The following is a 14,984-nucleotide window of genomic DNA, read 5'->3' as shown; positions in this document are numbered from 1 at the left end:
CGGCTCGATTCGGCTACGTGTCGCGCCTGTGCAGCAGCAGGCCGCCGACCAGCAGCGCGGCCGCGGCCCACATGGCGAGCACGCCCAGGCCGGCCCATGGACCGATGGGCAGCTCGTGCAGATGGACGGTGGCTTGGACCGCGAGCCCGGCGGTCATGGGCGAGATCTGCTGGAGGTGGCGCTGCCACTCCGGGTCGTTGACCACCTGGGTGACGACCGGGAACAGGTAGAGCAGCCCGAGCACGATCCCGATGGCGCTCGCCGCCTCCCGTACCGCCGTCGCCACGCCGAGGCCGATCAGGGCGATCAGGACGAGGTAGAGAACCGAGCCCACGGCCGCGCGCAGGGTCGGGCCGTCGGCCAGGGACAGCGGGGCAAAGCCGTGCGCCTCGGTGAATCCGTTGCCGGACAGGATGTGACGGCCGGCGAGGAGGGAGGCCAGGACGGCCGCCGTCCCGGAGGCCAGGACGACCGTGGTGAGGACCGTCGCCTTGGCGGTGAGGACGGTGAGCCGGTTCGGCACTGCCATGAGCGTGGTGCGGATCATCCCGGTGCCGTACTCGCCGCTGACGGCCAGCACCGCGAAGACGGCGATGACCGCCTGACCGACGGTGACGCCGGTCAGGGCGAGCCTGACGGCGTCCTGGCCGCACCCTGAGTCGGGGCACTTCACGGCCTTGGCGGTGCCGCAGCCGACGGCCACGGTCAGCGCGACGGCGAGCAGGAGCAACCCGCCCGTTCCCCCTGCGGTGCGCAGCTTCGTCCACTCCGCGTGCAGGGCGCGGCCGAAGTCCCCTCGCCACGCGCCGTCCGCCGTGCTCGTGAGTCGTGCACCGCTCAGAAGACTCATACGTCCCTCCCGCGCAGCCGCACCACGGCCAGACCGAAGGCGAGCACGGCGTATCCGCACAGCACGGCGAGGCCGGCCCATGGCGCCAGCGGGTAGTAGCCGGTCGAGGGTTCGTACACGCTGAGCACCTGCGCGTACTGCGGCAGGGTCTGCTGGACGGCGAAGCCCGCAGCCGGGGTCACCCTCAGCAGCCACTCCGAGACACCCGGGGGCAGTACGCCGGAGGTGGCAAGCAGGAAGGGCAGCACGATCGACGCGATGACCAGGGCGACCGCCGTGCCGCTGCGCCGCAGCAGGGCACCGACGCCTAGGGCGAGCACGGCGGCGGCCGCGCAGAGCAGGCCGGTGCCGGCCATGACCCGCACTTCGGTCGCCGACGTGGCGGGGAAGACATGGAAGCCCCTGCCGAGCGCACTGCGTTCCCCGACGGGAATGGTGATCGCGGCGGCCACCAGGCCCATGGCGAACGCGACGCCTCCGGCCACCAGCGCCTTGGCACCGAGCACCCGGCCCCGCAGGGGAGTTGCCGCCATGGTCGTACGCAGCAGACCGCGCCGGTACTCGCCGGTGATGAATACCGCGCCCACGGCGATCACCACGATCAGCCCGGCGAAGGTGCCGACGAGGAAGTTCTCGACGGAGAAGCCGACGCCCATGACGGGCCCGCCGACGACCGGTGCGATGTCACCGGCCCCGGTCACGGTGAACCCGCCGTCGGCGGTCTGGGTGAAGCCGCCCTTGAGAGTGTTCGTGTAGCTGCCGGAGGTGCCCGCGTCGCCGCCCACCTGTGTGCCGTGCCACGCCCCCCGGGACCAGTGGCCGGTGAGGGCGGGGCGGCCGAAGGTGCCGGTGGCCACGGCGGGGCTGAAGCCCGTGCCCGCCGCGGTGTCCTGCTTCGCCTGCGGTGACGTGGCGAAGAGCCCGGCCCGCACGGTGCGCGCGAGCCCCGGCAGCTTCGCATGGCCGACCTCGGTCCAGTGGGAGCCGTCGGTGGAGGTGGCACCGGTGAGACGGTCACCGGAGCGGACCAGGCGCAGCCAGCGCGGGGACTCCTGGGAGACCTTGCCGGAAGGGCCCGCCGTGTCGTGCGTGTAGTCGTACTGCATGCGTACGCCGTGGCCGCCGGTGGCCATGACCGCCGCGTACGGGGATCCCTGGGCGAGGCTTTCCTTCACGATGATCCCGGCCTTCGCCCAGGGCTGGACCCCCTGGGCCGTCTTGCCGGTCCCGGTGTCGGCCACACCGGTCAGCGACCGCAGGGGAACGGTGAGGGTGCCGTCGCCGGTGAGCGTCTTGTGGACGAAGTGGAAGCTGTCGTTGACGGCCTCGCCGCCGGGGCCCTTCGGGTACGAGGCGGAGTCGGCGCCGCGACCGCCGGGGGCGGGGGCGGCCGTGCCGAGCAGACCCACCACGATCGTCACCAGGAGCGCCGCCGCCATGGCGAGGACCCAGCCGCGTACCGTACGGAACTTCGTCCACTCGGCGTGCAGCGTCCTGAGGAACCCGCCCCGCTCAGCGCGCCTCGCGGCCGGGGGGTGAGGGGTGAGGGTGGCGGTCATCGCGTGGCCTCCCCTGCCGGGATGCCCCGGTACTCCACCGCGTCACGGGTGAGCTCCATGTACGCCTCTTCGAGCGTCGCCCGGTGCGCGGACACCTGGGAGAACGGCACCCCGTTCCGGGCGAGCAGGGCCACGGTCTCCTCGTCGGGCAGGCCCGTGACGCCGAGGGTGTCGGGGCCGGTGGCGACAACGGTGGCGCCCGCGCCGTGCAGGACCTGGGCGGCGCGCGCAGGCGCGGAGGTACGCAAGGTGACCCGGCCGCCGGACGCCTCGGCGAGCAGTTCGGACACGCCCGCGTCCGCGACGACCCGGCCGCGGCCGATCACCACGAGATGGTCCGCGGTGTCTTCGAGTTCGCTCATCAGGTGACTGGAGACCAGGACGGCGCGGCCCTGCCGGGCCAGCTCCGCCAGGAAGCCGCGCATCCACACGATGCCGTCGGGGTCGAGGCCGTTGAACGGCTCGTCCAGCATGACCACCGCCGGGTCACCGAGCAGCGCCGCCGCGATCCCCAGGCGCTGGCGCATGCCCAGCGAGAAGCCGCCGGCCTTGCGCCGGGCCGCCGTGCCCAGGCCGGCCTGTTCGATGACCTCGTCCACCCGCCGGGCGGGCACGCCCTGTGAGTGGGCCAGCCACAGCAGGTGGTTACGGGCGGTGCGGCTCGGCTGCAGCGCGGAGGCGTCGAGCAGTGCCCCCAGATGCCGAAGCGGGCGACGCAGGGTGCGGTACGGCACCCCGCCGACCAGGGCCTTCCCCTCCTCAGCCGCGTCAAGGCCCAGGATCACGCGCATGGTGGTGGACTTGCCCGCGCCGTTCGGGCCGACGAAGCCTGTCACCCGTCCGGGCCGCACGGTGAACGTCATCCCGTCCAGAGCCAGTTGTGGCCCGAAGCGTTTACGCAGACCGATGACCTCGATCGTCGCCTTCGTACTCTCATCGCTCATGGGCCCCACCCTGTGACGGAGCGAGTTACAGGGGCCGAACGGTCGCTGTCATCTCGCTGTTAGGCGCCTCGGCTTAGCCTGACCTGGTACGTGTCCTGGTGCGGTGGCGAGAGGGGAGCATGCGGATGAAATGGGGTCCGCCCCGACGGCTCGCGGGCCTGGCCGCCCGGCTCGGCCTGCGCCGTGGCACTGCCCGCACCCGCTTCACCGCCTTGTACGTGACTCTGTTCCTGCTGTCGGGAACGGCGCTGCTGGCCATCGCGGCCGTGGTGGCATCCGGCGGATCGCGCTCCAGCCGGACCGCCCCCGATGGCGGCACCGATCAGCCCGCCACGGCGGCACACGCCCAGGGCCGCATCGACGAGCTGGAGCATCAGCTGGCCCAGGCGCACGACACCCAGTCCCGGCAGATCCTGATCGGCTCCGCCATCGCCCTCGGCGTCATGGCGGTGATCTCGGTGGGGCTCGGCTGGTTCGTCGCCGGCCGGGTGCTGCGCCCGCTGCGCGTGATGACAGCGGCCACCCGCCGGATCACCGCCGACAGCCTGCACGAACGCCTGGCCATCGGCGGCCCCGGCGACGAGGTGAAGGACCTCGCCGACACCATCGACGACCTCCTCGGCCGCCTGGAGGGCTCCTTCGACGCCCAGCGCCTCTTCGTCGCCAACGCCTCCCACGAGCTGCGCACCCCGCTCACCACGATGCGGGCCTCCCTGGACGTGGCCCTCGCCAAGCCGGGCCCGGTACCCGAGACCACGGCCACGCTGGCCGCGCGGATGCGCGCCGAACTCGACCAGGTGGACCGGTTGCTGGAGAGCTTCCTCGTCCTGGCTCGCAGTCAGCACGGCGAGTTCACCGACTCGGAGCGCCTCACCCTCGGCCGACTCGCGCTGACCGCCCTGACCGGACGGGCAAAGGACATTGCGGCCAAGGGCCTGACCGTGCGTGAGAACCGGATCGACGACTGCGCGTGGGTACGGGGCAGCCGGACGCTGCTGCGCCGCGCGGTCGACAACGTGGTCGACAACGCGATCGCGCACAACGACCCGGAGGGCTGGATCAGTGTCGCGGTACGGGCCGAAGGAGACGACGCAGGCGCAGTGTCCCTCGTCATCGAGTCCAGCGGACCGGTCCTCGACCAGCGGCGGGTGGCGGACCTCGCGCAGCCCTTCCGCCGCCTCGGCGCCGACCGGACCGGCACCGGCCAGGGCAGCGGCCTCGGCCTCTCCATCGTCGCGGCCATCACCCAGGCCCACCACGGCACCCTGGACCTGCGTGCCCGCCCCGACGGCGGCCTGCGCGTCACCATCACCCTCCCCCGTACGGACGGCAGGGCGACGGCGGAAGCCCCCGACACGGAGACGAGCGTGGCGCGTTGAGAGTCCTGGTGGTCGAGGACGCCCGCCCCCTCGCCGAAGTCATCGCCGAGGGACTGCGCGACCAGGGCATGGCTGTGGACGTGGCCCACGACGGGCTCGACGCCGCGGCCAAGCTGGACGTCAACGCGTACGACGTCGTCGTGCTCGACCGCGACCTGCCAGGCATCCACGGCGACACCCTCTGCCAGATGATCACCGAGGGAGACGGCCGCGTGATGGTCCTCATGCTGACCGCCGCCGACTCACCCGGGGACCGCGTCAGCGGCCTGACCCTGGGCGCCGACGACTACCTCGCCAAGCCCTTCCACTTTCCCGAACTCGTCCTGCGCATCCGCGCCCTGGCACGCCGCCGCCCCGCCGCCCGGTCCCGCACCCTGAGTGCGGCCGGCATCGAACTCGACCCGATGCGCCGCACCGCCGACCGCGACGGCCATCAACTCGACCTCTCCGTCAAGGAATTCGCGGTACTCGAAGCCCTCCTGAACGCGAGCCCCGCCTTCCTCAGCACGGAGAACCTCCTCGAACAGGTCTGGGACGAACACGCCGACCCGTTCACCAACACGGTCACGGTGACCATCAGCCGTCTGCGCCGCAAACTCGGCGACCCCCCGGTCATCGTCACCACACCCGGGGTGGGGTATCGGATCATCGACCCAACCGTCCCACCCGACTGAGCAGCCGCCAGGGGCCGGCGGCACGCGAACGGAGACCGTGCTGATGCGGCGGGTCCGGTGGGCAAGGGCGGCGAACGCGCCCGCCGACCACCTCACCGCCCACGGCATGGCCCGGCGCAAGGGACAGAACCCCTCGTGGCCGGCGTCAATCAGGCGTGCGGCTCGGCGCGGCGAGCCCCGCCACGTCGCCGTACGGCGGTGTGGTGCCCGTCGGTGGCCGGCCCGCTCGGATGTCGTCCGCGGCCTCCAGTGCCGCGCCCAGGGCCCGCCGGTACAGCAGCGAGCCGAGGCTGACCCGGCGTACGCCGACGTCGGCGAGGCGGGCGACGGACGGGCCTCCGGGCGAGTAGAGGACGTTGAGGGGCACCTCCAGGTGGCGCACCAGCGTCTCGATCCCCCGCAGGTCGGTGAGGCCGGGCACGAACACCCCGTCCGCGCCCGCCTGCCGGTAGGCGTCGAGGCGCGCGAGGGTGCCGTCGCCGTCGCCCAGCCAGTGGGTGTCGGTGCGGGCGTTGACGAACAGGCCGGGAGCGGTCCGCTTGACCGCCGCGATCTTCGCCGCGTGCCGGGCGGTCGGCCCGAGACCGTCCTCCAGATTGATGCCGACCGCTCCTACGGCGTACAACTCCCGCGCGAACTCGGCCACCTCGTCGGGGTCGTCGCTGAATCCGCCCTCCGCGTCGACGGACAGCAGAAACGGCTCGGATCCCAGGGCCACGGCCAGCCGCAGCGTCTCCTCCCGGGTCGCCGCCGCCCCGTCGGGCAGACCCGCCGCCGCGGCGACGCCCAGGCTGGTCGTCCCGACCGCCCCCAAGCCCTGCCCCGCGAGGGCCCGGGCGGATGCGTGATCCCAGGCGTTGGGCAGGAGCAGGGGCTCAGCGGCCCGGTGCAGGGCGGCGAAGGCGGCGGCCCGGCCGGCCGGTGTCTGCTGCGGATTCGCGGTCATGGCGTCACGCTAGGCCCGGTTCGCTTCGGCGCGGACCGAAGGACGGCGGACCACGGCGACCCGGAGGGTGATGGCCTCAGCCGACGTGCACGCCGGACACGTCCAGCCGGACCTCCACCTCGGGCCCGCCCCTCCAGCGGACCGTCAGCCGCCCCTCCCCGGAAGCGGTTACCGCGACCGTTTCCGCCAGCGGGACCGGTTCCGCCTCGGCGGTGAGCCGGGCCAGGGCGACGAACAGGGTGGTGTCCCCGGTGGTGACGCCGGTCAGGTCGGCGTCGAGACCGACGGCGGGCAGCAGTTCCGCCCGGGTACCGTCCGGTGCGGCCCAGCCGGTCACGCGGACCTCCGTCCCCGGCTCCGCCTCCGAGACCAGGTGCGCCCGTACCTCCGCCGCCCCGCGCACCAGCACCACACTCGTCACCCGCGCTCCCCCGCCCGCCGTGTGCCGGGACGCCGCCCAGCCCTCGCCCACGCCGAGCGGTTCGATGCCCGTGCGGCTCGGGTCGCCGCCGACGAGGACGCTGTTGTCGTACGAGTCCGCGGGTGTCGTCACGGTGGAGTACGCGAGCCGCGTGTAGTACGGGTCGTAGCGGACGTCCTCGCTGCCGTGGTTGTGGAGGCGGACCACACCGTCGGAACGGGTGGACTGCAGCAGCCAGTTGGGAGGGCCGACGGGGGTGACGAAGTCCGCGCGTTCGGCGGGGGCGGGTTCCTCCGGTGCCGTCCAGACCTCGTGGTCGGGGGGCAGGAGCAGGCCGACGAAGCCCTTGCTCGCCCAGTACGGCGAGGCCGGGCCCGAGTAGCCCTGCAGGACGGACTCGTCGTAGCCGTGCCAGCCGAGGGAGAGCAGGCCCCGGTCGTCCACCGCGCCCCGGTCCAGGAAGTACTTCAGCGCTCCTGAGGCCAGCCGCCGGGTCTCGCCGGGGGGCAGCGGCGTACGGCCGGTCAGCGCGCCGAGCCACAGCGGCGCCGTCGTGGCGAAGCGGTACGTCAGGGAGCGGCCCTGGTGCATGGGGGCGCCGTCGCCGCCGAACAGACGGGCGTAGTCGCCGAGGTGCCGGTGGAGGCGGTCGCCGTACAGCTCCAGCAGTCGCTCGTCGCGCTCCAGCCAGGCGTGCAGCACCGGGTAGAGGTGCATCGCCCAGCCGTTGTAGTAGTCGTACTTGCGGCCGTCACCGTCGGTGTACCAGCCGTCGCCGACGTACCACTGCTCGATGCGTTCCAGACCGCGGTCGATCGCCGCGCGGGAGGCGTCCGGCTCGTGGCCGACCTCGGCCAGGAAGCCGCCCACGGTGACCGGGAACAGCTCCCAGTTGCAGGGCCAGGGCTCGGCCGTGAGGGCGTCGGCCAGCCAGGCGGCCGTCCGCTGGCGCACGCCGTCGTCCAGGCGGTCCCACAGCAGGTCCCGGGTGAGGCGCAGGGCCAGGGCGATGGACGCCGCCTCCACCAGGGACTGGTGGCGGTCCTCGATGCGGGGCCAGACGCCCGAGACACCGGCGTCGAGGCCGGTCGCGTAGCGCTCCAGGGCCTTCTCGTCGCGGCGGAAGGCGGCGAGCAGCAGGGTGCGCGCGTAGCCCTCCAGGCCGTCGGAGAGGTGCCCGGTCCAGCCGGCCCGGTCGCCGGGCAGGTGGTAGAGCGCGCGGTCCTCGCTGGCGTACGGCTCGACGGCGGCGAGCAGGGAGTCGGCCGCCGCCTCCCAGTGGGCGCGGGTGTAGCCGGTGAACGGGGACGTCGTGCGGTCGGCGGGAGGCAGCTGCATCGGATGTCTTTCGTGCTCGGGCCGGTGGATACGGATCGGACCTGGAGCGCCCCGGTTCCGGTCGGGGCGCCCCAGGGGTTCATCCCACCCGCACCGTGCCCTTGGGCACCAGATGCCGGGTGACGAGTTCGTCGCGGACGAGGGCCGCGTAGGCCGTCGCACCGCGCACGGAGGTGTGCGTGTTGTCCCGCGCCTCGTTGGTGAGGTACAGCGCCTTGGAGCCTTCCACGCCGAGGGACTCCACCAGCGCCTTGGTCTTCGCCGTGAGGTCGATCAGCGGGACGTCCCGCGCCGCGGCGACCGCGCGGATGACGGCCGGGTGGTCGACACCGAGGCCGTTGACCAGGAGCGCGGTTCCGTTGTTCAGCGTGCCGTCGGGGTTGAACCAGCGCCGCACGATGGGAGTGACAAGGACCGGCTGTCCGCCCTGTTCCCGGACGCCGGCCACCAGGGTGTCCAGGTTGGCCCGGTAGGTGGCCTCGTCCGTGGTCTTGTCGTTGTGGGCGAGCTGGACCAGGACCAGATCGCCGGGGCGGATCAGGGGCCGTACGGTGGCCCACAGCTGCGGGTTCCCCAGATACGTGACCGTACTCTCCCCGGAATCGGCGTAGTTGGCGACGGAAACGCCCTTGCGGAGGTACTGGGGCAGTTGCTGGCCCCAGCCGGAGTACGGGTCGCCGGGCTGGTCGCAGACGGTGGAGTCGCCGACCAGGAAGATCTGGCGGACGGGGGTCCCCCCTGCTCGAGCGGAGCCGAGAGCCTGGGGGAGCCGGGCGCGCTTGACCTCGATCCCGGCGAGGGCCGGGGCGGTCCCGCCGATCCTCAGGTCGAGGCCGGGGGTTCCCTCGGGGCCGGTGGGCTCGCCCTCGGGGGTGCGGACGTTCACCGTGAAACTGCGGGTGACGCGTCGTCCGGCCGGTGCGACCGTCTCGGGGAGCAGGGAGCGGCGGCTCTCACCGGTGACGTTCGTGCTGGACGCCGCCTTCCCGCCGAGTGTGACCCGTACGTCGTACGTGCCCGGCGGGACGTCGAAGTGACAGGTGCCGGCGGCGCAGTTCGCCAGGCCCCGGCTCCCGCTCCCCGTGTCCGCGTGGGCGGGGACGGACGGCGACGCGGTCCCCAGTGCTACCACCGCCGCGACGGCGATGCTGAAACGTCTCACTCCAGGCTCCTCCCGGCACACGACATGACCTGGAGGGGGACCGTACCGCTCCGGACAAGCGCTTTCTAGACCCCGAGCAGCATTCACCGCATCTCCGATCGAGGATGAGCGAAAGCCCTTTCGCGAAATCGATTCAACTGTCACCCTCGCTCCCACCGCATCCCCCCACCCCTCTCAGGAGGCACCCCCCATGTCCGGACCCACGAACAGACCGGTCGGCCGCCGCACCGTCGTCCTCGCCGCCGGCGCCGGTGCCGTCGGCGCGGCCCTCACCCGCACGGCGCACGCCGCCGGTTTCGGCTGGACCGACGACGGCGCGAACTACGTCGTCGACACCGGCGCCCAGCTGGTCTTCAAGGTGAGCAAGTCCACCGGGGACCTGACCTCCCTGGTCTACCGCGGCACGGAGTACCAGGGCTACGGCGGCATGAACTCGCACATCGAGTCCGGCCTCGGCGCCTCCACCGTGAGCGTCGAGCAGTCCGGTTCGACGATCCTGATCTCCGTCACGCACGGCACGCTGAAGCACTACTACGCGGCGCGCAGCGGCGAGAACAACGTCTACCTGTGGACGAACAAGGCCGACACGTCCGTCACCGCGAGCCGGTACATCGTGCGCGTACGGAAGGGCGCCTTCCTCAACGACGAGCCCGACTCCTACACCTACGCGCCCACCACCATCGAGGCCTCGGACGTCTTCCGGAAATCCGACGGCCAGACCCGCTCCAAGCACTACTCGGGGCGGCGTGTCATGGACTACCAGTACATCGGCTGGTCCGCGGGCGGCGTCGGCCTGTGGATGGTGCGCAGCAACCACGAGAAGGCCGCCGGCGGCCCCTTCTACCGCTCTCTGCTGCGCCACCAGAGCGCGGACGGCGGCGGCCTGTACGAGATCCTCCACTACGGCCAGAACCAGACCGAGGCGCAGCGCTACGGCCTCCAGGGGCCGTACGTCATCGCCTTCACGGACGGCGGGGCGCCCTCCTCGGCGCTGTACGCGGGCACGCTGACCACACCGTGGGCCGACTCGCTCGGCATCGCGGGGTACGTGCCGGCGAGCGGCCGGGGCAAGGTGGCGGGCGTCGGGATCTCCGGGCGGAACACGGCGTACCCGTACACCGTCGGGCTCGCCGGCCCGTCGGCGCAGTACTGGGGTCCGGCGCGTTCCTCGGACGGCGGGTTCTCCCTTTCCGGTGTGCTCCCGGGGACGTACACGCTGACCGTGTACAAGGGCGAACTGGCGGTGTACACCACGTCGGTGAGCGTGTCGGCGGGTAGCACGACGACCCTGAACACGATCGCGATCCCCGCCTCCAACGACCCGTCGAACGCGGGCGCGATCTGGCGGATCGGTGACTGGAACGGCACGCCGGCCGGGTTCAAGAACGCGGACCTGATGACGTACGCGCATCCGTCCGACGCACGGGCCGCCTCCTGGACGGGGAACGTGGTCGTCGGCAGCGGCGAGACGGCGGCCTTCCCCTGCTACCTCTGGAAGGACGTCAACAGCGGGATCCTGGTGTACTTCAAGCTGACGGCGGCCCAGGCGGCCGCCGCGCACACCCTGCGCATCGGGGTGACGACGGCGTACGCGAACGGCCGGCCCCAGGTCACCGTCAACGACACCTGGACCTCGGCGATCCCCGCCCCGCCCACCCAGCCGGACACCCGGTCGCTGACCAACGGTTCCTACCGGGGCAACAACCACACGTTCACGTACAGCGTCCCGGCGTCCGCCTGGAAGGCGGACACGAGTCAGTACAACGTGCTCAGGATCGACGTGGTGAGCGGGTCGGGGGCGAGCGGGTTTCTCAGCGCGGGGACGGCCGTCGATGCGATCGACCTGCTGACCTGAGCGCCCTCAGGGCCGTCCGGACCGCTGTCATGTCCCGCGTGTCCACTGCTGGTTGGTGCCGCCGTTGCACGTGTACGTGATGAGCGCGGCACCGTTGGCGGTGGACGCCCCGTTCACGTCGAGGCACTCGCCGCTCGCGCGGGACCTGACGTTCACGTACGAGCCGGTGGTGGTCAGCGACCACTGCTGGCTCGTCGCGGAGGACGTGCAGTTCTCCTGCGTGACCGTGTTCGCGTTCTCCTGCACGCACAGGCTGCTGTTCCTGACCATCAACTGGTAGTAACCGCTTCCGACGGACTTGAACCAGTACTTCTGGTTGGCGCCTCCGTTGCAGTCGTACTGTTTGATCTGGGCACCCGGCCACAGCGACTGGCTCGTCACGTCCGCGCACCTGGAGGAGTGGCGGGCGATGAGAGTGTTGTACGTGGCGCCGGTGCCGGTGACGGTTCCGGCGGCCGTGTCGATCGTGACCTCCGGCGACCAGGACATCGACATGGTGGTCGCGCCCGAGAAGGTCAGCGGCAGCCACACGTACCGCGAGTCGTTGACCGTGCCGCTGAAGGAGTTGCCCCAGCGGTCGCCCAGGTAGAGGTACGAGGTGCCCGCGGTGCCCTGCACGGGCAGCACGAAGGCGGTCTGCGAGCCGTACGCCGTCGAGTCGCCGATGTTCTTCATGGCCGACCAGGGCCCGGCGATGCTGGTGGCCGTGGCGTACTGCTGCTGGTTGGGGTTCCAGCCCGTCGCGCCCGAGGTCAGCATGAAGTACACGCCGTTGCGCTTGAACAGCGCCGGTGCCTCGCGGTGGCCACCGGGCCAGGGGTTGGCGACCAGGCTCGCGACGCCGGTGTAGTCGGCGGTGAGGCGGTAGATCTGGAGGTCGTAGTTCTCGCGGGCGGCGGAGATCATGTATCCGGCGCCGTCGGTGTCGGCGAAGACCGTGATGTCGCGGGACATGTGCTGGCCGAGCGGGCGGAAACTGCCCTTCCAGGTGTAGTCGCCGTCGACGGTGTCGGAGACGGCGACGGCCGCGCGGGCCTCGCTGTAGTCGGTGCCGTTCTCCTTGTGCATCCACATCACGAACTTGCCGGTGGAGGAGTTGTACATGACCTTCGGCCGCTCGATGTTGGCGGTCGCGAGCTCGGGGGCGCTCGCCTCGGTCAGGACGTGGTTGCGGAACTCCCAGTTCTTCAGGTCGGTCGAGCGGTAGGCGTCGACGTACCGGAAGGTGTTGTCGGCGTTGCGGTGCTCGCCGAACCAGTAGTAGTAGCTGCCGACCTTGAGGACTCCGCCGCCGTGCGCGTGGACGGGACCGCCCGAGGTGTCGGTGAACTGGGTGCCGTTGGTGATCGTCTGGGGCGCGGCCTGGGCGGGCCCGGCGGTGGCGAGGGCGCCGAACAGCCCCAGGCACAGGGCGAGAAGGATGGTGCAGGCACGTCTCATGTCATTCACCTGCCGTTGCGGTGTCGGCGACCGGTATGCCGAAGTCGGGAGTGCCGTCGCGCTTCCAGCCGAGTTTCTGGACGCGGGTGTGGCGGTTGGGGTCGTTCAGCGGGTCGCCGTTGATCTCCTTGTACTGCCGGGCGTGGTAGACGAGGACGTCGGTGCGGCCGTCCTCGGCGACCGTGAAGCAGTTGTGGCCCGGGCCGTACTGCTTGGTCGTGTCGTTGCTGGTGAAGACCGGGGTCGGCGACTTGGACCAGCTCATGGGGTCCAGGAGGTGGCTGTCGGCGTCGGCGGTCAGCAGGCCCATGCGGTAGTTGAAGTCGGTGGCGCTGGCCGAGTACGTCATGAAGAGGCGGCCGTTGCGCTTGAGGACGTACGGGCCCTCGTTGACCTTGAAACCGATGCACTCCCAGTCGTACTCCGGGGTGGAGAGCCGCACCTGGGGGCCCGTCAGGGTCCACGGGTTCGCCATCTCCGACAGGAAGATGCCGGTGTTGTTGTCCAGGCCGGGCTCGTGCTGGGCCCAGGCGAGGTAACGCTTGCCCCGGTGGGTGAAGGTGGTGGCGTCCAGGGAGAAGGTTTCCCACGCCGTCTTGATCTGGCCCTTCTCCACCCAGGTGCCCTGGAAGGGGTTGGGGTGGGCGTTCTCCAGCACCCAGATGCGGATCGCCCAGACGTCCTCGGCGGGCGCGGAGGCGAAGTAGATGTACCACTTGCCGCCGATGCGGTGCAGTTCGGGCGCCCAGATGTGGGCGCCCATGGGGCCGGTGGCGTGGGCGCGCCAGATGACGGACTCGTCCGCCGTGCCGAGGCCGTTCAGGGTGCGGGAGCGCCGCAGGATGATGCGGTCGTACTCGGGGGCGGTGGCGGTGAAGTAGTAGAAGCCGTCCTTGTGCCGGTGGATGTGCGGGTCGGCACGGTTGCGGACGAGCGGGTTCACGAAGGGGGCCGGCTTCGGGTGCCTCCTGGGTGTTTCGGCAGCGGTTTCTGCCGGGGATGCCGCCTGGGCCACGCCGGGGAGGGCGGGGACGGCGGCCAGGGCGCCGGCGGCTGCGGCGCCCTTCAGCAGCAGTCTGCGGCTGGGGGACTCGGGCAGAACAGGGTCGCGGCTCATGCGGCCTGCCTCTCATGGGGTGGGGGGGACACACCACGCCGTCTGATATCTCGAACGTCATCTGTCATTACGAACGCCGAAAAGGTAAGGGTGTGCCACGAGGAGGTCAACGGGTCTGACGGTGCGAGTCGTTCACCGATTTTCTGTTATCGGCTCAAGTCGGGCCCGTCCCCATGGTGTGCGCAGCCTCACTCACACCACAGCAGCGACCACGGGCGCCCTGGCGGCGGTCGTCCCCCTGCTCATCGCTCCCCCGGCGGCGGCCGCGACCCCCGGCAGCGCGGGGGCCTCAGCAGACGTCGGCGTCGGCTTCGGCTGGTGGCCCTACGCCCTGGGCGCCGCCCTGCTCATCAGCCTCGCGATACCGGTGCCGCCCAGGGGGCGGCGCCGGGGTGGTCAGCGGGGCGGGCGGGGTCCGGGTGAATGAATCGTCCGCTGCGGGGGTTCGCCGGCCTCACAGTTCGGACTCCCCCCACGCCCTGACTTCCACCTCGTCCCCCACCGCCACCGTGCCGGGACGCAGGACCGCGTACTTCGTGCCGAAGGCGATGCCGCCCTGGGTGGCGCGGCGGTAGGTGGCGAGGGTGCGCGGGGGTTCCGGGCCCGCTCGGGTGCCGGTGTGCTGGTCGACGAGGGTGACCGCACAGCGGATGGCGAGTTTGGCGTAGCCCAGTTCCGTGTCGCCGATGCGCAGGCGATGGGCGCGGTCCTCCGCGTGGGGGTCGTCCCAGCCGTCGATGACGAGGTTGGCGCGGAACTGGTCGGCAGGCAGGGGGCGCAAGCCGCGGTCGGTCATCTTCGTGTCGAGGAGGTCCAGGGTGGAGCGGGAGACGACGTGCAGGGCGCAGCCGTCGGCGTATCCGGAGGTGCCGGGTGTCAGGCCGTCGGTCACGCGGTCGTGTTCCGGCGGGACCCGTACCAGCCGGCTCGGGACACCGAGCAGGTCCGAGAGCCAGTCGGCTGCCTCTGCCCCCTGGTCGATGCCCTGGTGGGCGGTTCCGAACAGGTCCACTTTCCGCCGGGTGCCGGAAGTGTCCACCCGGAGGTGGAGGGCCTCGGTATCGGGTGCCGTGAGCGTGAGACGGTCGCCGTCGGGCGTGATGCGGGGGCGGATGACGGCCAGCAGCGGGTTCCGGCGCTGCGTGCGGTACACGCCCTCCTCGCCGACGACCATGAAGCTGCGGTCGTGCGCCAGTCCGGCCGGCGTCAGCAGCGCCTCGCGCACCGGCGTCCCGGCACAGCCCTTGACCGGGTAGAACGACAGCTCGACGACTCGGGCCATGACCTCTCGTTCCGTTC

13 protein-coding genes are annotated in these 14,984 nt (G+C 71.7%); 4 read left to right on the top strand and 9 right to left on the bottom strand.

Annotated features, from left to right (window positions below; genetic code table 11):
• Positions 1–13: 13 nt before the first annotated feature.
• Genes ACFY5B_RS08255 through ACFY5B_RS08245 form a run of 3 tightly spaced genes read right to left on the bottom strand, consistent with a single transcriptional unit; the run spans position 14 to position 3,353 of the window.
• Entirely contained in the window at positions 14–850 is an 837-nt protein-coding gene (locus ACFY5B_RS08255) for an ABC transporter permease subunit (RefSeq protein ID WP_389966248.1), read from the bottom strand.
• Positions 847–2,409: an ABC transporter permease subunit gene (locus ACFY5B_RS08250; RefSeq protein WP_389966245.1), complete on the bottom strand. Its 1,563-nt coding sequence runs from the start codon at positions 2,407–2,409 to the stop codon at positions 847–849. Before ACFY5B_RS08250 ends, ACFY5B_RS08255 begins: the two co-directional genes overlap by 4 nt.
• Positions 2,406–3,353: an ABC transporter ATP-binding protein gene (locus ACFY5B_RS08245; protein ID WP_389966242.1), complete on the bottom strand. Its 948-nt coding sequence runs from the start codon at positions 3,351–3,353 to the stop codon at positions 2,406–2,408. Before ACFY5B_RS08245 ends, ACFY5B_RS08250 begins: the two co-directional genes overlap by 4 nt.
• 125 nt (positions 3,354–3,478) lie before the next feature.
• Between ACFY5B_RS08245 and ACFY5B_RS08240 the strand changes: the two genes are divergently transcribed.
• Complete coding sequence (locus tag ACFY5B_RS08240; protein ID WP_389966239.1) at positions 3,479–4,732, top strand: sensor histidine kinase; 1,254 nt, start codon at positions 3,479–3,481, stop codon at positions 4,730–4,732.
• Positions 4,729–5,406 carry a response regulator transcription factor gene (locus ACFY5B_RS08235; RefSeq protein WP_389966236.1) on the top strand — a complete coding sequence of 226 codons (678 nt, stop codon included), beginning with the start codon at positions 4,729–4,731 and terminating at the stop codon, positions 5,404–5,406. Before ACFY5B_RS08240 ends, ACFY5B_RS08235 begins: the two co-directional genes overlap by 4 nt.
• Positions 5,407–5,551: 145 nt before the next feature.
• Here the strand turns inward: ACFY5B_RS08235 and ACFY5B_RS08230 are convergent, their stop codons facing one another.
• The 3 genes from ACFY5B_RS08230 to ACFY5B_RS08220 form a co-directional block, all read right to left on the bottom strand.
• A complete protein-coding gene (locus ACFY5B_RS08230) occupies positions 5,552–6,352 on the bottom strand; it encodes an isocitrate lyase/phosphoenolpyruvate mutase family protein (protein WP_389966233.1) in 801 nt (266 codons plus the stop codon).
• Between the two features lie 76 nt (positions 6,353–6,428).
• Positions 6,429–8,111 (bottom strand): DUF2264 domain-containing protein, encoded by a 1,683-nt coding sequence (locus ACFY5B_RS08225; RefSeq protein WP_389966230.1) that lies wholly within the window; start codon positions 8,109–8,111, stop codon positions 6,429–6,431.
• Positions 8,112–8,190: 79 nt separating this feature from the next.
• Positions 8,191–9,273 (bottom strand): rhamnogalacturonan acetylesterase, encoded by a 1,083-nt coding sequence (locus ACFY5B_RS08220; protein ID WP_389966227.1) that lies wholly within the window; start codon positions 9,271–9,273, stop codon positions 8,191–8,193.
• 190 nt (positions 9,274–9,463) lie between these two features.
• Here ACFY5B_RS08220 and ACFY5B_RS08215 point away from each other — a divergent pair, with 190 nt between their 5' ends.
• Positions 9,464–11,128, top strand: coding sequence for a rhamnogalacturonan lyase B N-terminal domain-containing protein (locus ACFY5B_RS08215; protein WP_389966224.1), 1,665 nt, complete (start codon positions 9,464–9,466; stop codon positions 11,126–11,128).
• Positions 11,129–11,155: 27 nt separating this feature from the next.
• Here ACFY5B_RS08215 and ACFY5B_RS08210 read toward each other — a convergent pair whose 3' ends face one another.
• Together ACFY5B_RS08210 and ACFY5B_RS08205 are read right to left on the bottom strand one after the other, a co-directional pair.
• Entirely contained in the window at positions 11,156–12,568 is a 1,413-nt protein-coding gene (locus ACFY5B_RS08210; RefSeq protein ID WP_389966221.1) for an RICIN domain-containing protein, read from the bottom strand.
• Between the two features lies 1 nt (position 12,569).
• The gene (locus ACFY5B_RS08205) at positions 12,570–13,685 is read right to left on the bottom strand and encodes a family 43 glycosylhydrolase (protein ID WP_389966218.1); all 1,116 of its coding nucleotides are present in this window, start codon (positions 13,683–13,685) and stop codon (positions 12,570–12,572) included.
• Positions 13,686–13,863: 178 nt separating this feature from the next.
• Between ACFY5B_RS08205 and ACFY5B_RS08200 the strand changes: the two genes are divergently transcribed.
• A complete protein-coding gene (locus ACFY5B_RS08200) occupies positions 13,864–14,112 on the top strand; it encodes a hypothetical protein (protein WP_389966215.1) in 249 nt (82 codons plus the stop codon).
• Between the two features lie 27 nt (positions 14,113–14,139).
• On the opposite strand, the gene ACFY5B_RS08195 is transcribed toward ACFY5B_RS08200, so the two are convergent.
• Positions 14,140–14,967 carry an MOSC domain-containing protein gene (locus ACFY5B_RS08195; protein WP_389966212.1) on the bottom strand — a complete coding sequence of 276 codons (828 nt, stop codon included), beginning with the start codon at positions 14,965–14,967 and terminating at the stop codon, positions 14,140–14,142.
• Positions 14,968–14,984 lie beyond the last annotated feature (17 nt).

Source organism: Streptomyces sp. NPDC013187, assembly GCF_042899705.1.
Taxonomy (GTDB): Bacteria; Actinomycetota; Actinomycetes; order Streptomycetales; family Streptomycetaceae; genus Streptomyces; species Streptomyces hawaiiensis_A.
This window is presented reverse-complemented; position numbering and strand designations above follow the sequence as displayed.